This is a genomic window from Pseudonocardia oroxyli, assembly GCF_900102195.1.
GTDB classification, from domain to species: domain Bacteria; phylum Actinomycetota; class Actinomycetes; order Mycobacteriales; family Pseudonocardiaceae; genus Pseudonocardia; species Pseudonocardia oroxyli.
In genome coordinates, this window is sequence record NZ_FNBE01000010.1 from 108,381 (window position 1) to 127,504 (window position 19,124).

A 19,124-nucleotide genomic window follows, 5' to 3' on the forward strand; every position below is an offset into this window, starting at 1 on the left:
CGTCCGCCCTTGGCGTCACCGCACCCGCGACACGGGCTCCGGCGGGGGCATGGCGCCGGTCATGATCGCGACCGCCTCGGCCATCGAGTGCGACTCGGGGGTGATCACGGTGGCGCGTCTCCCGAGGCGGTGAATGTGGATCCGGTCGGCGATGTCGAACACGTGTGGCATGTTGTGGCTGATCAGGATCACCGGCAGGCCCCAGTCACGGACGTCGCGGATCATCTGGAGCACGCGGTCGCTCTCCTTGACCCCGAGCGCGGCCGTGGGTTCGTCGAGGATGACGACCTTGCTGCCGAAGGCGGATGCCCGGGCCACCGCGACCGCCTGGCGCTGCCCGCCGGACAGGCTCTCCACGGCCTGGCCGATGTCCTGCAACGTCGCGATACCCAGTTCTCTCATCTGGCGGCGAGCCACGGTGCGCATGTCTTGTTTGTCCAGGAGACGCAGAACCGACCCGAGGAAGCCGGGCCGACGCTGCTCACGGCCGAGGAACAGGTTCTCGGCGATGTCGAGCCCGGGGGCCACGGCCAACGACTGGTAGACGGTCTCGATGCCCGCGCGGCGGGCGTCCATCGGGGTGCGGAAGGTGACAGGTCGGCCGTCGAGCAGGATTCGCCCCGCGTCGGGGACCAGCGCCCCACACAGGGCCTTGATCAGACTCGTCTTGCCCGCGCCGTTGTCGCCGATGACGGCGAGGATCTCGCCCGGGTACAGCTCGAGATCGCCTTCGGCGATCGCCGTGACCGCCCCGTAGCGCTTGACCAGCCCTTCGGCCTGGAGCACGGGCGGCACGGCCGCGGTGCCGTGATCGGCGCCCGGTGTCGACCGCGCGGCGGGCCCGGAGGTCTCGAGGGGACGTCCCGCTGGGGTGCTGTTCATCTCTTGACCTTTCGGATCCGCTGGTCGACGGCGACGGCCACGAGCACGAGCAATCCGATCGCGGTGCCCTGCCACACCACGTCGACTCCCGCGAGCTGCAGTCCGTTCTGGAACACCCCGACGATGAGGGCGCCCACCAGCGTGCCCACCACGAGGCCCCGGCCGCCGAACAGGCTCGTCCCGCCGATCACGACCGCAGTAATGGAGTTGAGGTTGTACTCGGCACCGATGTTCGGACTGGCAGCGGCGAGGCGGCCCATGAGCACCCACGCCCCGATGCCGTAGATCACGCCGGCGACCAGGTACACCGACAGCAGGACGCGGCCGGTGCGGATGCCGGCCAACCGTGCGGCCTCGAGATCGTCGCCGGTGGCGTAGACGTGCCTGCCCCACGCCGTGCTCGACAGGCTGTAGGAGAACACGACGAAGAGTGCGAGCATGATCAGCGAACCCCAGGTGACGCCGAAGGCACCGATCCGGAAAGCGGTATCGCCGGTAGCGGTCATGATCGGGGGCATTTCAGCGCCGCGAATGGTCTCTCCGTGCGACACCACCGCGTTGAGCGAGAAGAACACGCTCAGCGTGCCGAGGGTGACGATGAACGGCGGCAGTCGGACCACTGTGACGAGCCAGCCGTTGAACGCTCCCATCGCGGTGCCCGCGAGGATCCCCAGGATCAGCGCCACCGGGCCCGGCACTCCGAGCGTGTGCGCCGCGCCGGCCATCAGCATGGAGGCGAACACCGCGATCGCGCCCACGGCGAGATCGATGCCCGCGGTGAGGATCACCAGCGTCTGCCCGAGCGCGAGCGTCGCGATCACGGTGACCTGCTGCAACACGAGTCCCAGGTTCGCCGCGGCCAGGAAGCGGGGATTGACCAGCGAGAACGCCAGGATCGCCAGGGCCAGCACGGCGAGCGGCCCCACGATGGGGTTGGCGTGCAGGAGATTCTGCAGCCGCCGCCCCGGTGTCACCGGGGCCGTCGGAGGCGGTTCAGAGGTTGAAGGGTCTGCGGTGTCGGTCGCCATGAGGAGTCCTTGCTGGGCGGTGGTCACGGTCAGGGGACCAGGGTGCGATCGAGCCGCCCACACCCTGGTGAGTACCGCCCGCGAGATCGCGGTCACGGGCGGTCGCCGGGGAGCGGCGTTCAGCCCCAGCACTGGGCCGAGCCGAAGGCGGTGTCCTTCGACTCGACGCCTGCCTGAGGTTCGTCGGTGATCAGATTGACACCGGTATCGGTGAAGGTCTTGCCCGCTGTCACCGCAGGTCGGGTGCCGTCCTGGGCGTAGCTGACGATCGCCTCCACGCCGTCGGACGCCATGGCCAGCGGGTACTGCTGCGCGGTCGCACCGATCTGCCCGGCCTTGACCGCGTCCACGCCGGGGCATCCGCCGTCGATCGCGACGATCGTGACGCCCTGCTCCTTGCCCGCGGCCTTCACCGCCTGGTAGGCCCCCGACGCGGCGGGCTCGTTGATGGCGTAGACCAAGTTGATCGACGAGTCCTTCTGCAGCAGGTTCTCCATCGCGGTGCGGCCGCCGTCCTCGTCTCCGTCCGTGGCCGCGTGCCCGACGATGCGGGGATCGCTCTCGTCGCCGATGCGGTTCTCGTCCACGACGTCGACCCCGAACCCGGCGAGGAAACCCTGATCGCGCTGCACGTCGACCGACACCTGGTTGGCGTTGATGTCGAGCATCGCGATGCGGGCCTGCGCCGCCGCCGGCCCGAGCTTCGCCGCCGCCCATTGACCGATGAGCTTGCCCGCTTGGAAGTTGTCGGTGGCGAAGGTGGCATCGGCCGCATCGGCCGGGTCCGTGGGCGTGTCGAGCACGATCACCAGCAGCCCCGCCTGGCGAGCCTTGTCCAGCGACGGGACGATGGCCTTCGAGTCGTTCGGAGTGATCAGAAATCCCTTCGCGCCCACGGAGATCAGGTTCTCGATGGCCTGCACCTGCGACTCGTTGTCGCCGTCCTGCCGTCCGGCGAAGGACTGCAACTCGACACCGCGGGCGTCCGCAGCCTCCTGCGCCCCGCGCTTCATCGTGACGAAGAAGGGGTTCGTGTCGGTCTTCGTGATCAGCCCGACGATCGCCTGGTCCGACCCGCTCGAGCCCGCGACGGGAGTAGACCCGCTCCCACAGGCGGAGACAGTCAGCACGACGGCGGTACCGACAGCTGCGGAGACCAGCGCCGCCCGACGATTCACCCATGCCTGATTCATCTGCGTCGTGACTCCCTCGTCGTCGGCTCGCCACCGATCGGCTCCGACACGAGCATCTGCTCGCTGAGCCCCGTGGCGATCGATGTGAGGCTAGCCACATAGCAACGGTTTGCGCAATACTTTGGCTGGGCTCTCGACAGACCGAGCCCGCTCGCCTTAGGTTCGCGCAGATCGTTGCGAACGAAGAGAGACAGAGGTCGGGAGTGTGCGGAACCGGTGGCAGCTCAGAAGGCCGTCTCCACACCCAGGACGCGGAGCTCGAGATCGCGAACCTGATGGAACGGGCTCGGCGCCTCGTCGAGGACGGCAGACGGGCGTTCCTGGGGATCGTCGGCCTACCCGGATCCGGCAAGAGCACCTTGGCCGAACGGCTCCTCGCCGAGCTCTCCGGGACACCCCCCGAAGGCCACGAGGCGGGCGAGTGGGTCGCTCACCTGCCGATGGACGGATTCCATCTGGCCACCGCCGAGCTCGCGCGGCTGGGCCTGAGCAGCCGACGGGGCGCGCCCGACACCTTCGATGCCGCGGGCTACGTCGCGCTGCTGCGTCGCCTCGCCGCCGACACCGCCGAGGTCGTCTACGCCCCGAGCTTCGAGCGCAGTCGTGGCGAGCCGTTGGCAGGCCGGATCGCGGTCACGCCTGCCGCGCGCCTGATCATCACGGAGGGCAACTACCTGCTGGTCGACGACCCGGCCTGGCTGCCACTGCGTACGGTGCTCGACGAGGTGTGGTTCTGCGCGACCGACGACCAACGACGGCGCCGTCAGCTCATCGCACGTCATGTCGCGTTCGGGAAGACCGAGGCCGCGGCGGAGGCCTGGGCGGACGGCGTGGACCAGGCCAACTGCGCGATCATCAGCAGGACGAGCCACTTGGCGGACCTGGTCGTGTCCGAGGACGTCATGAGCTCACTCCTGCTCATCGCCGCCGACGCATGAACTCGACGGACGCGGGCGACGGGCAGCACCACGCGAACCGTTGCTATCGTCGGGGCATGCCCGGACGAGGCCCGCGGCGACCGGTGTCGATGGCCGACGTCGCCCAGCTGGCCGGGGTGTCGGTCACGACCGTGTCGCACGTGGTGAACCGAACGCGAACGGTGGCGGCGGCCACAGAGCAAGCCGTTCGCTCCGCCATCGCCGAGAGCGGCTACGTGCCCGACAACGTCACCCGCTCCCTGCGCAGCGCGGGCTCCCGTGTGGTCGGCCTCGCCATGTCGGCGATCTCCAACCCCTACTTCGGAGACGTCGTCCACGGCATCGACCGCGCCGCGACGCGGCAAGGCTACTCACTGCTGCTCGCCGACACCCACGACGACGTCGACGGAGAGCTGCGCGCCGTGTCCGACCTCCTCGGGCGAGGAGTCGAGGCGATCGTGCTCGCTCCGTCCGCGGACCCGTCCACCGCCCTGCGGCACGCACGACACCGCGACGTACCCGTCGTGCTCATCGACCGCTTCAGCGACGCCGCGGACACGGATCAGATCGGGGGTGAGAACGTCGAGGCGACCGCGCTGCTCGTCGAACACCTCGCGACCATCGGGCACACCCGCATCGCCATGATCAGCGGCCAGCCCGGGCTGGGGACCACACAGGAGCGCCTCGAGGGATACCGGCTGGGCCTGCACCGACACGGCCTGACCCCCCGCCCCGGTTACATCGTCACCGGCCATTCCTCGGGTGAAGCCGCGCGCGCAACACTGAACGAGCTGCTGACTCAGGCCGAACCGCCCACAGCGGTGGTCGTCGGCAACAACCAGATGACCATCGGAGCCATGCGGGCCGTCCGCGACGCCGGCATCAACGTCCCCCGCGACCTCGCTCTCGTCGCGTTCGACGACTTCGAGTGGGCAGACCTGTTCCATCCCCGGCTCACGGTGATCGCCCAACCGACACAGGCGTTGGGCGAACAGGCGCTACAGCTCGTCCTGTCCCGACTCGCGGATCCGGGCGCACCCGCCAGACGAGTGGTGATGAAGCCGACCTTCGTCCATCGAGACTCCTGCGGATGCGGACAGGACTCGCCCACCCAGGACACCACGACACCTCTCTGACACCGCTCGTCGTCCCGTCGCCTCGGCACTCTCGCAACCGAGACATCCACCGCCCAGGGCGTTCCCGGCCGCCGTCGCCCGGCGGCCACCCCGACCGCCATGAGGAGACCGTTCATGTCGAACGCACCGTTCTCCGCCGACATCATCGTCGTCGGCGGCACAGGTGACCTGGCCATGCGCAAGCTGTTGCCCGCGCTGCGGCACCGCGACCGTGCAGGACAGCTCGCCGACGACAGTCGCATCATCGCCGTGTCCCGGGCCGGACTCGACCACGACGGCTACCGGGACAAGGTGTCCGCAGAGCTCGCTGGGAACTCCGACGATCCCCTCGACACCACGGACCATCGCTTCCTACGACGTCTGCACCATGTGACGATCGATGCCACCGGCTCCGAGGACTGGGACGCGCTCGTCGATCTCCTGGGCCCACCCGATCATCGGATCCGAGTGCTCTATCTGGCCTGCGCGCCGACCCTCTTCGGTTCGGTGTGTACGGGCGCGCAGCGCAACGGGCTGCTCGACGAGCGTGCACGCGTGGTGCTGGAGAAGCCGCTGGGCCACGACCTGGCCTCCGCGCAGCGCATCAACGGCGAGGTCGGTGCGGTGTTCACGGAGGAGCAGATCTTCCGGATCGATCACTATCTCGGCAAGGAGACCGTGCAGAACCTGCTCGTGCTGCGGTTCGCCAACAGCCTCTTCGAGCCGTTGTGGAACGCCGCGGGGATCGACCATGTGCAGATCTCCGTAGCCGAATCGGTCGGCGCAGGGAGTCGGGCGGGCTACTACGACGAGTCCGGCGCTCTGCGGGACATGATCCAGAACCACCTTCTGCAGCTGCTGTGCCTGGTCGCGATGGAGCCCCCTGCGACCCTGGACCGGGAGGCGGTCCGCGACGAGAAGCTCAAGGTCCTCCGCGCTCTCGCACCGATCACCGGAGAGGACGTACACCGGCACACCGTCCGCGGCCAGTACGTGGCCGGGGCCATCCACGGACAGCCCGTCGAGGGCTACCGAGCCGAGCTCGACCGGACTCGCGGGCCGGACGGCCCGCCGACGGCATCACGTACCGAGACGTTCGTGGCGTTGCGTACCGAGGTGCGCAACTGGCGGTGGGCCGGGGTTCCGTTCTATCTACGCACCGGCAAGCGCATGGACCGGCGAGCGTCCGAGATCGTCGTGCAGTTCCGACCGGTCCCACACTCGATGTTCCCGCAGCTCGACGAGCAGGCCCCGCCGAACCGCCTGGTGTTGCGGCTGCAGCCCGATGAGGGGGTCCGGCTCCACCTCGCCGCCAAGCTTCCCGGACCGGGTGGGATACGGCTGCACCCCGCGGCGCTCGACCTGAGCTTCGCCACCACGTTCGGCCGGCGGCTGCCCGACGCCTACGAGCGGTTGTTGATGGACGTGCTCAGAGGCAATCCGACGCTCTTCATGCGGCGCGACGAGATCGAGGCCGCGTGGTCCTGGGTCGAGCCGATCCTGAACGGCTGGGGGCGCTCGAGGCACGGGCCACGCCCCTACCCCGCAGGAACCTCGGGCCCCGCCTCCGCCACCGCCCTGATCGAGAGGGACGGACGGACCTGGCACGGCGACGAGGACGACTGATCGCCCGACAGTCGCCTTCCCGACTCCCGCTCCACGAGAGGACCGTCCCATGAGCACCCTTCACCGCCGGACCCGGGCCGCGGAGTTGCACCCGGTCGTCCGAGATGTCACCGACCGGATCCGCGGCCGCAGCGCGACAGGACGCGCGGACTACCTCGCCCGGATCCGCGACGCGTCCGCCACCGAGCCGGGTTCTCGCCGCGCCGGGCTCGGCTGCGCCAACCTCGCTCACGGCGTCGCCGCCTGTGGCGGCGACGATCGTGCGCGCCTCCTCGAGCTCACCGCCGACGGCGGCCACACGCTCAACCTGGCCATCGTCACCTCCTACAACGACATGCTCTCGGCCCACCAACCCTTCGGCGACTATCCCGACCGGATCAAGCAGGCGGTTCGCACGATCGGCGGCGTCGCACAGGTCGCGGGCGGGGTCCCGGCCATGTGCGACGGAATCACCCAGGGCAGACCGGGGATGGAGCTGTCGCTGTTCAGCCGAGACGTCATCGCCATGTCCACCGCCATCGCACTCTCGCACGACATGTTCGACGCGGCTGCTCTCCTCGGGGTGTGCGACAAGATCGTTCCCGGGCTGGTGATGGGCGCGCTGGCCTTCGGTCACCTGCCGGCCGTGCTCGTGCCCGCGGGTCCGATGAGCAGTGGCCTACCCAACGATGAGAAGAGTCGCGTACGCCGCCGCCACGCGGCGGGCGAGATCGGCCGTGACGAGCTGCTCGAGGCCGAGACCCGCAGCTATCACAGTCCGGGGACGTGCACCTTCTACGGCACTGCCAATTCGAACCAGCTGCTCATGGACGTGATGGGCCTTCACCTTCCCGGTGCTGCGTTCGTCCCCCCTGCGACGCCGCTGCGCGCGGAGCTCACCGCCGCAGCCGCGCGCCAGGTCCTGGCGAACCGCCGTGAGGGTGTCGGCGCGCTCGGAGAACTCGTCGACGAGCGCACGATCGTCAACGCGGTGGTCGCGCTGTTGGCCACCGGCGGCTCGACCAACCACACGATGCATCTGGTGGCGATGGCAGGCGCAGCAGGCATCGACCTCACCTGGGACGACTTCGACGATCTCTCCGCCGCGGTTCCTCTGGTCGCCCGGATCTACCCGAACGGCCGGGCCGACGTGAACCACTTCCACGCCGCAGGCGGCACTCCGGTCCTGATCGGTTCGCTCCTGGACGCGGGCCTGCTCCACCCCGACGTCACCACCGTCGTCGGGAAGGGTCTCGACCACTACCGCCGCGAACCGCACCTCGACGTCCACGGATGCCTCGCCTGGCGCGATGCACCCCTCTCCAGCGCCGATCGCGGAGTCCTCCGCGGCATCGACGACCCGTTCGCCCCCGATGGCGGCCTCCGCACCGTCCGGGGCAACCTCGGCCGAGCCGTGGTGAAGGTGTCCGCCGTCGACGACGCCGACCGTGTCATCACCGCCCCCGCCCAGGTCTTCGACGAACAGGTCGATCTCCGGGCGGCGTTCGATGCAGGCCGACTCCGCGGCGACATGGTGGTGGTCATTCGCCACCAGGGCCCGCGCGCCAACGGAATGCCCGAGCTCCACGGACTGACCCCCGTCCTCGAGGTTCTCCGGTCGCGTGGACAACGCGTGGCGCTCGTGACCGACGGCCGGATGTCCGGCGCCTCCGGCGCGATCCCGGCCGCCATCCACTGCACCCCCGAAGCGTCAGCGGGCGGGCCACTCGCACGGGTGCGCGACGGTGACCCCATCCGGCTCGACACGCGTGCCGGGACTCTCGACGTCCTCGGCGACCTCGACACCCGATCCCCCGCGCCGCCGCCTACCCGACACGGAACGGGTACGGGGCGGGAGCTGTTCGCCGCGTTTCGAGCCGTGGTCGGTCCTGCGGAGCAGGGGGCGGTGGTAGCCCGATGAGCGTCCCCACGCCCCACACGACCCCGCCGTTCACCTCACCGCTCGACCTCGCGCCCGTGCTACCGGTCGTCGTCATCCGCGAGGTCGAGCTGGCCGTGCCCCTCGCTCGCGCCCTCCTCGCAGGCGGCCTGCCCGCGATCGAGGTGACGCTGCGCTCCCCCGCCGCCCTCGAGGCCTGCAGACGCATCTGCGCCGAGGTTCCCGAGGCTGTCGTCGGCGTGGGGACTGTTCGCACACCCGCCCAGGTCGGGGAGGCCCACGCGGCCGGTGCCCGGTTCCTGGTCAGCCCCGGAACCACCCCGAACCTGCTCGCCGAGATGGTCCAGTGCGGACTGCCGTTCCTGCCCGGAACCGCGACCGTGTCGGAGATGATGAGCGTCGCCGAGCGCGGAATCACCGAGATGAAGCTGTTCCCCGCCGACGCGGTCGGCGGGGTGGCCCTGCTGGACGCCGTCCGCGGGCCGTTGCCGGGCCTGCGGTTCTGTCCCACGGGCGGAATCCGCGCCCACACCGCACACAGATACCTCGCACTCCCGAACGTCGGCTGCGTAGGGGGCACCTGGCTGACTCCGGACGACATGCTCCGCGAGCGGGAATGGGGGCGGATCACCGAGCTGGCCGCCGCCGCAGCAGCACTCGACCGAGGCCGTGACGACCCCGATGACGCGACCTGACCGCCCGACACCCGCGCCGCGCTCCCAGCCGGCCGGTCACACGGCGCCATGACCCGGATGTGGCTGCCGAGCTCACCGTCGACGTCCGCCACGCACGGGGTCGCCCACGAGCACTTCCCGCTGCCGCGGACTCAGTCGTCGCCGTGGGGCCGATCAGCCGCGTTCGTCGGCAGGCTCTCCCGGATCAGACGGGAGCACGGGCAGACCTCCGCCCTGCTGTGGACCTCGGGCATCTCCATCGCCCTCGGCGCGGCGAGCCTTGCCGCCGGGATGCTGGTCGAGGATCAGGGGTGGGTCCAGGACCGGCCGCTCCTGGCCATCGTGTTCTCCGGCCTCACCGGCGCCCTGTTCGGCACCCCGGTCGTTCTGCTCGCCGTCGAGAGGATCTCCTTCGTGCAGGCGCAGAAGGCCCAGCGAGTAGCGGCAGGCACACTGGCCGGTACGGCCGCCGATAGACTCGCCGACGCGATCCGTCGCCTCGTCGCCTTCACCGACTCGCCCGCGCTGGTTCCCGCCATCAACCGCCTCGGCGAGACGGCACGCAGGGTGGAGGCACAGAGGGAGCTGTGGCGGTCGAAGTTCAAGGCTCGTGCGGAACCCTCCTCGTGCCCGGGTCGAGTGTCACCGGATCTGGAACCGAGGCTCTGGGCGGACCTCGCGGAGGCCGCGGCGGACGCACGCACACTCATCGACGAGATCGATGCCGCCGGCGAGGCCCTCAGCTCTGTCATCGGAGACGACGAGCAGCGCAGACGCCTCGCGAGTCAAGCCTCCGCGGCGTGGCGCTTCATCGACGACAAGGTCAAGCCCCGCCTTCTCGAGATCGACGCCCCGTGGCTCGACCAGGCGCTGAGCGGATACCTGCAGACCGTGTTCCACAAGAGTGCTCCGCGCGGAGCCCAGATCTCCCGCTTGTCGAAAGCTCTTGAACGTGGTCGCGATCGGCTCGTCGCCGTGGCCGTTCGTCCACAGCGACTGCTCGGCTCGGGCTCGCACAGCTTCACGGAAGCGGACCTGGTCGGATGGATCGACCTCGACATCGGTGCTGCCCTGACTGAGCTCGAGGATCTGCGACGGCTCGAGGAGAGGGTGACACTCGCACTCCACCAGCTCCGACGAGCGGCGCACGCCGGCCCGTGAGCGCGAGAAGCCGGCGCCCTCAGCCCGACACGGCAACCGGCTGCCTCGCGAAGGAACCTCCCACTCGACGCGCTCGCCGCTCTTCGACCTGGCCTGGGATCTGCACGGTCGCGCGTCAGAACGTGTCACGAAGGCTGAACGGATCCGGCGACGATCTGCTGGAGTGCGCGGACATGGCTTCGGTAGGCCGACCTGCCTCGTGTCGTCAGTGTCAACCAGACGCGTCGAGAGTCCTTCTGAGAGCGTTCCTGTGTGACATATCCAGCGTCGACGAGCGCTGCGACCTGCTTACTCAGCGCGGATGCGCTGAGGCCGACGACGCCCTTGATGACAGCCATCTCCACTGTGGTGCCGGCATCGAGCAGGGCGCAGATCTTCAGCCGGCGAGTCGGGTGGATGACCGGGCCTTGAGCCTGGCGGAGGCCTCACGCGGATCCGGGTCCGGATCGATGGTTGCCATGGCGGCAACCAGATTCGATGGTTTCCTAGGGCAACTATCGGTCCGCCTCGAGCACTACCTGAGACACCCGAATCTGCCACTCACCCAGAAGTGCGCCATCACCAGCGGGACCGGCCAAGAGTGACACATCTGACCGATGCGGCCATTGAGCGGAGACGCAGCTGTCGGTCATCGCAACGGTCGCGGGTCAGGCCTCCGCTGTCGACTTCTCCGCCCTCGCTCTCGCAGCTGCGCTGTTCGGCTAGCGCGGTGGCATCGCCGGCGGCAGCGGCAGACTTGCCAAGTAGCTGACCGATGGTCAAACTACTGACCATGAGTCAGTGCCTGGAGATCGATTCGCAGCGGCGGAGCCGCGGACTGATCGCCGTTGTCGTCGTTGCACTGATCGCCTCGGTCGGTGTCGCGACCGTCGGGCGCTCCACTCCGGTCGGTCACTTCACCTCGGCCGAGGCAGCCGACCGTTACCGCGCCGCGTACGACCTCGCCATGGCGGATCTACCCAGGCCGGAAGCGGTCCTCGACGTGCGCACAAGCTTCGGTGTCGTACGGGCATATCGATTCGCCGGTGCGAACCCCGGCGCCGCCCCCCTCGTGCTGCTGCCGGGCACCATGTCCGGAGCGCCGGTGTTCGCGGACAACTTGCCGTCCCTACGTGCGATGCGGGATGTATGGCTCATCGACCTCCTCGGCGAGCCCGGCCGCAGTATCCAGGACTACCCGATCACAGACGACACGGACAAGGCCCGCTGGCTGCACGAGACCCTCGCAGCGCTGCCGCCGAGGCGCTTCCACGTCATCGGCTTGTCCATCGGCGGATGGACCGCGGCCAACCTCGCGCGTCATGAGCCTGCCGATCCGGGCCGGCGGGTTGTCGCCAGCGTGACATTGCTCGACCCGGTCCACATTCTTGGCGACATCCCACTCGGCACCGTCATCCGCTCGATCCCAGCCACCTTCGACTGGATGCCGAAGTCCTGGCGGGATTCGTTCAACTCCTACACCGCGGGTGGCGCGCCGCTCGGAGACGAACCGATCGCTGCCATGATCGAGGCCGGAATGAGCGGTTACACCATGGTCCAGCCACAGCCCACCACCATCCCGCTCGAAGAGCTGCAAGGCCTCCGTGTTCCCGTCCTCGCAATCATTGCCGGCCGCTCAGTCATGCACGACCCGGCCACCGCAGGACGCGTCGCCGAAGCCGCGTTCGGCGCGCCGAATGTGCGCGTCTACCCCGAGGCCACCCACGCCCTCAACGGAGAGCAGCCACAACGGATCGCCGACGACATACGAGCCTTCCTCGCCCGGCTCGACCCGGTACAGCCCTAGGATCATCAGATGCCGCGACCCCGGACGTTCACCGAGAGCGCGCGGCGTGAGCAACTCATCGCCGTCACTGTGGACCTCGTCGCCGAGCACGGTCGCCGCGGTCTGTCGCTCCAGCGGATCGCGGACGCGGCCGGGATCTCAAAGGCGGCCGTGCTCTACTACTTCCCGTCGAAAGACGCCGTCGTCGCAGCGGCCTACGACACCGTCATCAGCGATCTCGTCGCCCACGTCGGCGCCGCGGTCGAGGCGGCCCCCGACGCGGCGACCGCAATCGAGGCCTATCTCGACAGCCTCCTCACTCATCTCTCCCAGGACGCGCGGCGAGCCCGGCTCCTCGCCGAAGCACTCGGTTCCCACGAGCCACCCGCCGTCGACGCCGGGCCGTCGGCTCCGCACCGCTGGGAGGCGCTCAGCGAGTTGATCAGCACGGCTCAGCGGGAGGGCACCGTCCGCACCGACGCCGACCCACGACTGTCCGCGATCATGCTCTGTGGGCTCGTCGATGCCGTCGTCGCAGCATCGTGGGAGAGCCCAGCGGTCCGCCTGCACGACGCCCGCCCTCATGTGAACGCCTTCGCCCGCCACGCGCTCAAACCCGACACCATCCACCCCGGGCAGGACTCGGTCGCAGACGCGGCCGTGGCCTCCGTACCCACGCCCTCCACACCATCCGGTAGACGCACTTCCGGTTGAGAGCGCTGCGCTCAGCCGAGTCGCACCGCGCCCGCGGACATCGGACTGCGAGCTGCCTGGCTGGCGCTTGACCCGCGCCGGCTTACCGCCGACCGTCTCGGCGATGCAGGTTCGGGGCGTGACCCCGCCCGCCGCAAGACCCTCAGCCAGAAGCGGGCCCGGCGGACCGACGCTCGGCACGGTCGCCATCGAGCACCTGCGACCACGCCTCGATCGTCTCGTCCGGCACCGGCCGGCGAGCTTGCCCGCCGAGCGACCAACCCGACCACTGCCCACCCGGGACTTGACCAGCTTCAGGTGCGCCCCGGGACGCACGCCATGGCGCGCCGGCTCGGCGGCAGGGACCATCAGGCTCCCGTCACTGCTGACGACGACCTCGAACGAGTCCGCGGTCTCAGGCGTGGTGCTCGTAGCTCTTACACGCCATCGCTCGAGCATCGACCTCCAGGCGATCGACGCTGCAAGGCAAGTGTCGATCGGGACGTGGCACACCCCGACACCGTCACCAGCCCCGCGCAGCGAGCAAGGCCACGAGGTTGCGCTTCGCCCGGTGTCTGCGACGCAGCTCAACAAGGTAGTCGGCGAACCCATCCGTCTCGAACAGGGATTTCACCTCGACGAGCAATTCGACGGCCTCGGCGTAGGCGGAGTTGTTCTTTCGACCGATCGCGGCGTCGATCTCTCGTTGGTACAGCGGGATCACCTCCTGCGGCCGCAGCTCCCGGCAGGCTCGAGCCAGCCGCATGACCGTCGAGCCCGAGCAGCCACCCCGCTGTGCCTGCGCCCAGGCGCCGTCGGGGTCGCCCTCCCAGAGCAGCACCTCGACGAGCGGGGAGGCGTCTGCCGCCGGCTGCCAGCGGTACCGCGGAGGTTCGCGCTGGTCGACCTCGACGCGCAGGCGAGCGAACGCGTCGTCGCGTCGAGCCGCCCATGTGCCGGCTCGTCGGGCGTGCTCGGCGAGACGCTGGTAGTTGCCGACGGTCGGTGCTCGGTCGAGCACTCTCCCGAGCAGATCGGCGGCCGCAGCGCCGCGTCCGGCCCGGTGGTGCTCCTCCGCCGCGAGGTCGACGAGCCGTGCGTCGGTGAGACCATGGCTCTCCAGGCCACGCTCCGCCCACCGCAGCGCGTCGTCGTGGCGGTCCGCGCGCTGGAGCCGCTCCGCGATGCGCAGGTACTGATAGCCGGACGACAGGTCCCGGGCCATCGCCGCCACCTCGGCATCGACGTCACCGGTGAGGGCGGCGAGCGCCTCCAGCGTGCTCAGGATCCGCCGACGAGCCGGATCGAAGCCGCCTGCCTGCTCGGGAAGAGCCGCCCAATCCCGCTCGACGAGCTCCCGGTAGAGGGCGAGCCCGGGCTCGCCGAGGAGATCCGCATAGCGGCTGACGGCGTCGTCGAACAGGCCGAGGTCACCGCCTGCCGACTCGCGGGAGTGGAGCCTCCTGGCCAGCTCACGGGGATCGGGACGGATCGCCTCGCACGCCGCCAGGTGAAGGTCTGCCAGCCGGTCACGGAGTCCACCAAAGAGGCCGTCCGAATCGTCGACGTACTCGACGGCCCGCTCGGCACAGTCGCCGGCGTACTCGGTGAGCTCGAGGACCAAATCCGCACGGCCAGCGTCCAACAGAGCCGCCACCCGGTCGACGACGGCATCGACGGTCTGCAGGTGGCCGTACGCCTCGTCGTAGCGCACGTATCCGTGCGGAACGATCGCGTCGTACAGGATGCGCCGCAGGGACTCCGGCGCACCGGGGTCCGCCGCGGCGGCGGCGAGCCGGGTGTGGAGCATCTCGTCGCGGCCCGCGGCGTCCAGGAGCATGTCGATCAGCTCGTCGCGGCCCAGCGTCTCCAGGTAGGCCCGGGGGTCGGCAGCGGTGCCCGGCGAGCCCGCAGCCACGAGCGCGAGCGCCACGCAGTGCTTGCAGAAGGCACCGGTCACGCCGACCGGGCAGGAGCAGCGGAACTCGACGCCGTCCGGGCCGGAGGCCAACTCGACGGCGTAGGGCTCCGAACCGGTCACGGTGGCTCGAACCCCGTCGGCGACGTGCCTGACCGGTCCGACCGCACCCTCGTCGGCGTAGTCGCGTCCACGCCGGACGGTGACCGGGTCGGCCAGCCGCTCGACCTCGGCGACGTCGATGCGCATCAGCGGCTCGCCACCCGGAACCCGAGGTCCGTGAGCCAGGCACGGGCTCGGCCGCGCTTGCGTTCGCCCACCCACTCGAACCAGCGGCTCAGGTCGTGCTCGGAAGTCCTGCGGAGTGTGTCGGCGAACCGCCGGAAGGCACCCCGACCGTGGATCGCGTCGTGCAGGCGCTCGGCGAGACGCGCATCGGCGATGGTGTCGATGAACTCGACCATGTCGCGGTCGCCGTCACGGGAGTCGCCGTCCGCCCAGCGGAAGCGGTCCTCGTCCTCGAAGTCTGGCGCGTCCACGTCCGCACCGTCCTCCGCGGCGTACTCGATCGCCGAACGCGGCCACACCTCGCCCGTCCGCAGGTCGAGGGCACCTCCGGTGGTCAGCGGATCACCCTCGAGGATCTCGCTCAGCATCTCGAGATCCACCGGGAGCGGACGCAGCAGTGGCATCGGCCCGGTCCCAGCGAGCCCGTCGAGCCGCTCAGCGAGCTCGACATCGCCGATCCAGCCCGCGCACGCAACGCGGAACCGCAGTCGGCGGCGAGCGTGGCTGCCCCGTCGACCCGCTGGGCGAGTGCTGTCGCCATCCCGTCCCCAATGAGCTGCCACAGCGGGAGCCGGTCCTCTGCGGCGAGGAGTTCGACGACCGCGGCGCCGTCGCCGCGGTCGACCGCGCCGCGGAGCTGCTGCACCCAGCCTGTCATGGCTTCTCGGCGGCGAGCAGTACCGCGAGTGCCGTCGCACGCGGCAGCAACGTACGGGCCGAGGGACCCGCCTCCCACGTGCGCCATCCTCCGCCGAGAAGATCGAGCGCGCGCAGCTCGGCGGACATCCAGCCCAAGGACGACTCGTGATCGTCGGCCGTCGCGGGACGCCCGCCGACACCCCACCCGTGGCCCATCAGCAGCACGACCCTGCGGACGAGCTCGTCCCGGGCGAGCGGGCCGGATGCGGCGAGGAGCGCAACCGCCGTCGTGGCCAGCATCTCCTCATACCCGCCCGGATCGAACCAGCGACGCAACCGCCGCACGACCTCCAGATCGTCGCGCGCGGCCCGGGTGGGACGCAGCACGCCGCGAGAGAGCCGGGCCGGCCCGACCTTACGCAGGATGTCGTGCAGCACCGCCAGCGCAGGCAGGTCCTCCTCGATCGACGCAGGCCGGCCCAGCGAGTACCACTCCGGACGCCGCTCCTGCACCGCCCGCACGACCACCCGCGGCAGTCGCCCACCCGGCGTCAGCTTCACCCCGCCCGCGAGGAGATCGAGGACGATCCGCACGCTCGCCGGGACCTCGCCCACCGTCTGCCGGACCAGCAGACTCGTCGCCTCCTGGTCGAAGACCGGAAGCTCACCCGCCCACTCCCGCAGGTGTTCGTACTCCTCGTGACCCGGGTCGGCGAGCACCTCGAGCATGTGCTCGTACCCGGGCGCGCCGCCGCAGTCCTCCGGCGGGCAGGCACCCTCGCCCTCCACGCAGCCCGGGACCTCATCGCCGACCCCGACGACCTCGACAGTGTGCTCCCAGCTGTCGCCGAAGTCGTAGTGGTACTCGAAGCGCTCCGGCATTTCCCTGAGCAGGACCGTCGCCTCGTCCTGCGGCTGGAGCTCGTCCTCCCAGTCGGGATCCGGCACGCCGTACCGCGTGCCGCCGACCTCGAACATGTGCAGGTGGCTGTCGGTCCACCCGAGCGCCACCTGCAGCAGATCGTGCAGCTCGGCCAGCGTGGAGGCGGCAGGCACGTCGACCACCCGCACGGCCCGTGGCTCGACGTCTCGCATGGTGATCCGCAGCCGGGTCGTCTGCACGACGGTCACGGTACCGATGCTCTCCAGCACCCGAACCCACAGGAGGGACCCACGTGACCTGTCGCGGATGCCCCTCCGTCATCGGCATTACCGGCATGAGTGCCCATCACAGGACGGCCGGAACCCTGACCCGCCACCCATGCCCGCTCCTACCCCTGACGCGCACGATGATGAACGCACACCAAGAGAGGCCACGCCATGACGCCCTGACCTGCGACTATACGACGAGGGGAGGCCACGCAGATCCTGTCGCAAAGAAGTGGATCCTCACCCAGGCGCCTGACCTGCGAAAATGGAGCCGCCTTGGGGAGTCGAAGCCTAGACCTACGCATTACGAGGCAACCGCTGTGCGTCGCTCAGCGCTCTACCAGCACCGATCGCGCGTCTCACGGCTCTCGCGGCCCTGAGCTCGCAGGCGGAACTAGGGGAGCCATGCCCCGAGCCATGCCCCGCCGGGCCCGCGAAAGGTGCGCCTCTGTCGACACACGGTTACCGCCTGACCGACGTCGAGGCCCGGCTGACCGAACACGATCTGTCCCGCCTACAGCTCCGGCACCACTACCGTCTCGTCGGTCAGCAGTTCCTTCGCCTCGCCCTCCAGCCAGTCCATGAATGGCTTGGGTGGGCAGTGGACCAACCCGAGTCGGCCGCATGCCGTCCGCACCGAGATCTTCAGCGGCTGCCGGTCGATGACATCGTTGGTCACCAGGACAACCTGGCTGGCGGGATGGCGCTCCATCAGCTCGAGCGTCATCGCCAGGACGTAGGGGTCCGCGGGGTCGCGCGTCTCGTCTGCGGCGACGACATCGGAAGCCACTCCCATCACGCGGACCATCGTCTGCTCGGTCGGCTGCGGGTGGCGAAGTGAGTTCTTCGCGTGGGCGATCCAGGCGCCGGGGGCATCCGGATGCTTCACGCCGCTGAGCTCCGTCGCGACCTGCCTGGGGAAGGTCAGCGCACCGAGTTCGACCCGCTGCCCCATCTCGAGCAGCAAGGCCCACAGCTTGTCCACGCCGACGGTCGACTTCATGTCGATCATGATGTTCGCGTCGATCACACAGATCACGGGGGGCGGGAAGTCGTCAGGGGACACGAAGCTCCGGCATCTCGGCGGCGAGTCGTCGTGCGTCGGGCACCTCGATGCGGAGGACGCGCAGCGCGTCAAGGGTCGGCAAGGCCTCGAAGACGGTCTGAATCACGCCAGACCCGTAGGACCGCAGCCGGGCTTCGTAGCGCGGCGGCGACTGCGGGGTGCCCGACGACTTCTTGGCGGGCCGGAACGCGGCCACGACGGCGCCGTATAGGTGCGGCGAGGCCCAGCCCAAGGCGATCAATCGCAACGCGGCAGCTCGGCCACTAACGCGAGCTCGGCGCATCAGCAACTTGACCGTCTCGAGGTCGGCCTCTCCTGCCGCGATCCCGGCTTCCTCGGTGACGGTGCGCACCAGCGTGCTCGGCATGAGCAGCGCGGCCGCGAACTCTTCGCACCACCGCTCGATCACCGGGCCGTCCGCCAGGTCCACCTCGTCGGGGTTGAGGCAGGTGGCGTCGAGGCGGGCGACGAGGTGGCCGAGCTCGTGGCCCATGGTGAAGATGCGGGCCGGGGGCGTGACTCCGCTGGTGTTGAACGCAATGAGCGGAGCGTGATCGTCCCAGGTCGAAAATCCGCGCACCTCGTCCGCGCCGAGCTGCAGCGCGAATACCAACAGGCCGCGAGCCTCCAAGGCCTCCCGCCAGGCGGCCAAGGCCTGATACTCGGTCTTCCAGCGGAGTTGCACAGCCTCCTCGATACCGAGCCACTCGCGCACGACTCTGGCGGCCTGCACCGCGCTAGTCGATGCGGGGCTGAGGATCGGGACATCCACGGGCTCGGCCTCGCGACGAGCCCACGCGACCGTCGCCTGGATTCTGCGTGACTCTCGACCGGCGCGTCGGATCTTCGGGCTCACGTTCCGGGCCACTCCCGGGGGGTGGCGGAAGCTGGACGGCAGGCTCGCCGCCTCGGGTGGGGCAGGCATGAAGAACAGCACGCGGGGCCTACGGAGCTCCTTGGCCAGCGACGTCACCTGACCCCGCGTGGGAGCGGCGTCTCCGCTGGCCCAGGCCTGCACATCGTCGACCGGGACCTTGAGAGCCTCGGCCAGATCCTCGAAGCTGCGACCGTCCTCTTCGATGGCCCACGCGACCACGGTGGGTGTGACGGGTGAAGTGGCAGCGGCCATGA

Annotated in this window: 18 protein-coding genes; 8 read left to right on the forward strand and 10 right to left on the reverse strand. The window is 69.8% G+C overall.

Features of this window, described 5'->3' with window-relative positions; all coding sequences use genetic code 11:
- Positions 1 to 15: 15 nt before the first annotated feature.
- The 3 genes from BLS43_RS16440 to BLS43_RS16450 form a co-directional block, all read right to left on the reverse strand.
- Positions 16 to 795 carry an ATP-binding cassette domain-containing protein gene (locus tag BLS43_RS16440; protein ID WP_245707544.1) on the reverse strand — a complete coding sequence of 260 codons (780 nt, stop codon included), beginning with the start codon at positions 793 to 795 and terminating at the stop codon, positions 16 to 18.
- 83 nt (positions 796 to 878) lie between these two features.
- Positions 879 to 1,910: an ABC transporter permease gene (locus BLS43_RS16445; protein ID WP_093085352.1), complete on the reverse strand. Its 1,032-nt coding sequence runs from the start codon at positions 1,908 to 1,910 to the stop codon at positions 879 to 881.
- Between the two features lie 119 nt (positions 1,911 to 2,029).
- Entirely contained in the window at positions 2,030 to 3,103 is a 1,074-nt protein-coding gene (locus tag BLS43_RS16450; protein ID WP_093085355.1) for a substrate-binding domain-containing protein, read from the reverse strand.
- Positions 3,104 to 3,306: 203 nt separating this feature from the next.
- On the opposite strand from BLS43_RS16450, the gene BLS43_RS16455 reads away from it, so the two are divergent.
- The 6 genes from BLS43_RS16455 (at position 3,307) to BLS43_RS16480 (ending at position 10,475) form a co-directional block, all read left to right on the forward strand.
- A complete protein-coding gene (locus tag BLS43_RS16455) occupies positions 3,307 to 4,041 on the forward strand; it encodes a nucleoside/nucleotide kinase family protein (RefSeq protein ID WP_425438550.1) in 735 nt (244 codons plus the stop codon).
- Positions 4,042 to 4,097: 56 nt separating this feature from the next.
- A complete protein-coding gene (locus tag BLS43_RS16460; protein ID WP_245707535.1) occupies positions 4,098 to 5,156 on the forward strand; it encodes a LacI family DNA-binding transcriptional regulator in 1,059 nt (352 codons plus the stop codon).
- A 114-nt stretch (positions 5,157 to 5,270) separates the two neighbouring features.
- Positions 5,271 to 6,761, forward strand: a complete 1,491-nt coding sequence (gene zwf, locus BLS43_RS16465) for a glucose-6-phosphate dehydrogenase (protein WP_093085358.1) — start codon at positions 5,271 to 5,273, stop codon at positions 6,759 to 6,761.
- A gap of 49 nt (positions 6,762 to 6,810) precedes the next feature.
- Entirely contained in the window at positions 6,811 to 8,661 is a 1,851-nt protein-coding gene (gene edd, locus BLS43_RS16470) for a phosphogluconate dehydratase (RefSeq protein WP_093085360.1), read from the forward strand.
- Positions 8,658 to 9,335 (forward strand): bifunctional 4-hydroxy-2-oxoglutarate aldolase/2-dehydro-3-deoxy-phosphogluconate aldolase, encoded by a 678-nt coding sequence (gene eda / locus BLS43_RS16475; RefSeq protein WP_093085363.1) that lies wholly within the window; start codon positions 8,658 to 8,660, stop codon positions 9,333 to 9,335. Before edd ends, eda begins: the two co-directional genes overlap by 4 nt.
- 57 nt (positions 9,336 to 9,392) lie before the next feature.
- Positions 9,393 to 10,475: a hypothetical protein gene (locus BLS43_RS16480; RefSeq protein ID WP_093085366.1), complete on the forward strand. Its 1,083-nt coding sequence runs from the start codon at positions 9,393 to 9,395 to the stop codon at positions 10,473 to 10,475.
- Positions 10,476 to 10,600: 125 nt separating this feature from the next.
- On the opposite strand, the gene BLS43_RS32050 is transcribed toward BLS43_RS16480, so the two are convergent.
- Positions 10,601 to 10,873: a transcriptional regulator gene (locus BLS43_RS32050; RefSeq protein WP_425438552.1), complete on the reverse strand. Its 273-nt coding sequence runs from the start codon at positions 10,871 to 10,873 to the stop codon at positions 10,601 to 10,603.
- Positions 10,874 to 11,229: 356 nt separating this feature from the next.
- Here BLS43_RS32050 and BLS43_RS16490 point away from each other — a divergent pair, with 356 nt between their 5' ends.
- Positions 11,230 to 12,261 (forward strand): alpha/beta fold hydrolase, encoded by a 1,032-nt coding sequence (locus BLS43_RS16490; RefSeq protein WP_218129862.1) that lies wholly within the window; start codon positions 11,230 to 11,232, stop codon positions 12,259 to 12,261.
- A 9-nt stretch (positions 12,262 to 12,270) separates the two neighbouring features.
- Positions 12,271 to 12,954 carry a TetR/AcrR family transcriptional regulator gene (locus tag BLS43_RS16495; RefSeq protein ID WP_093085369.1) on the forward strand — a complete coding sequence of 228 codons (684 nt, stop codon included), beginning with the start codon at positions 12,271 to 12,273 and terminating at the stop codon, positions 12,952 to 12,954.
- A 502-nt stretch (positions 12,955 to 13,456) separates the two neighbouring features.
- On the opposite strand, the gene BLS43_RS16500 is transcribed toward BLS43_RS16495, so the two are convergent.
- From BLS43_RS16500 to BLS43_RS16525, 6 genes are all read right to left on the reverse strand, one after another.
- Positions 13,457 to 15,100 carry an SWIM zinc finger family protein gene (locus BLS43_RS16500; RefSeq protein ID WP_093085372.1) on the reverse strand — a complete coding sequence of 548 codons (1,644 nt, stop codon included), beginning with the start codon at positions 15,098 to 15,100 and terminating at the stop codon, positions 13,457 to 13,459.
- Complete coding sequence (locus BLS43_RS16505; RefSeq protein WP_093085375.1) at positions 15,100 to 15,507, reverse strand: UPF0158 family protein; 408 nt, start codon at positions 15,505 to 15,507, stop codon at positions 15,100 to 15,102. The genes BLS43_RS16500 and BLS43_RS16505 overlap by 1 nt, the downstream gene beginning before the upstream one ends.
- On the reverse strand, positions 15,501 to 15,797 hold the full coding sequence (locus BLS43_RS30050) for a hypothetical protein (protein WP_093085378.1): 297 nt from the start codon (positions 15,795 to 15,797) through the stop codon (positions 15,501 to 15,503). Before BLS43_RS30050 ends, BLS43_RS16505 begins: the two co-directional genes overlap by 7 nt.
- Complete coding sequence (locus BLS43_RS16515; RefSeq protein WP_218129863.1) at positions 15,794 to 16,909, reverse strand: plasmid pRiA4b ORF-3 family protein; 1,116 nt, start codon at positions 16,907 to 16,909, stop codon at positions 15,794 to 15,796. The genes BLS43_RS30050 and BLS43_RS16515 overlap by 4 nt, the downstream gene beginning before the upstream one ends.
- Positions 16,910 to 17,441: 532 nt before the next feature.
- Entirely contained in the window at positions 17,442 to 17,957 is a 516-nt protein-coding gene (locus BLS43_RS16520) for a PIN domain-containing protein (RefSeq protein WP_143030073.1), read from the reverse strand.
- Between the two features lie 25 nt (positions 17,958 to 17,982).
- Positions 17,983 to 19,122: an ImmA/IrrE family metallo-endopeptidase gene (locus BLS43_RS16525; protein ID WP_093085384.1), complete on the reverse strand. Its 1,140-nt coding sequence runs from the start codon at positions 19,120 to 19,122 to the stop codon at positions 17,983 to 17,985.
- Positions 19,123 to 19,124 lie beyond the last annotated feature (2 nt).

What these genes read in the sequence shown, in the direction of transcription:
- BLS43_RS16450 (WP_093085355.1), bottom strand. Translation starts at nt 3,103, where the DNA reads ATGAATCAGGCATGGGTGAATCGTCGGGCGGCGCTGGTCTCCGCAGCT.
- BLS43_RS16480 (WP_093085366.1), top strand. Translation starts at nt 9,393, where the DNA reads ATGTGGCTGCCGAGCTCACCGTCGACGTCCGCCACGCACGGGGTCGCC.
- BLS43_RS16505 (WP_093085375.1), bottom strand. Translation starts at nt 15,507, where the DNA reads ATGCTGAGCGAGATCCTCGAGGGTGATCCGCTGACCACCGGAGGTGCC.
- BLS43_RS16495 (WP_093085369.1), top strand. Translation starts at nt 12,271, where the DNA reads ATGCCGCGACCCCGGACGTTCACCGAGAGCGCGCGGCGTGAGCAACTC.
- BLS43_RS16500 (WP_093085372.1), bottom strand. Translation starts at nt 15,100, where the DNA reads ATGCGCATCGACGTCGCCGAGGTCGAGCGGCTGGCCGACCCGGTCACC.
- BLS43_RS16490 (WP_218129862.1), top strand. Translation starts at nt 11,230, where the DNA reads ATGGTCAAACTACTGACCATGAGTCAGTGCCTGGAGATCGATTCGCAG.
- BLS43_RS16525 (WP_093085384.1), bottom strand. Translation starts at nt 19,122, where the DNA reads ATGGCCGCTGCCACTTCACCCGTCACACCCACCGTGGTCGCGTGGGCC.
- BLS43_RS16460 (WP_245707535.1), top strand. Translation starts at nt 4,098, where the DNA reads ATGCCCGGACGAGGCCCGCGGCGACCGGTGTCGATGGCCGACGTCGCC.
- BLS43_RS30050 (WP_093085378.1), bottom strand. Translation starts at nt 15,797, where the DNA reads ATGACAGGCTGGGTGCAGCAGCTCCGCGGCGCGGTCGACCGCGGCGAC.
- zwf (WP_093085358.1), top strand. Translation starts at nt 5,271, where the DNA reads ATGTCGAACGCACCGTTCTCCGCCGACATCATCGTCGTCGGCGGCACA.
- eda (WP_093085363.1), top strand. Translation starts at nt 8,658, where the DNA reads ATGAGCGTCCCCACGCCCCACACGACCCCGCCGTTCACCTCACCGCTC.
- BLS43_RS16445 (WP_093085352.1), bottom strand. Translation starts at nt 1,910, where the DNA reads ATGGCGACCGACACCGCAGACCCTTCAACCTCTGAACCGCCTCCGACG.
- edd (WP_093085360.1), top strand. Translation starts at nt 6,811, where the DNA reads ATGAGCACCCTTCACCGCCGGACCCGGGCCGCGGAGTTGCACCCGGTC.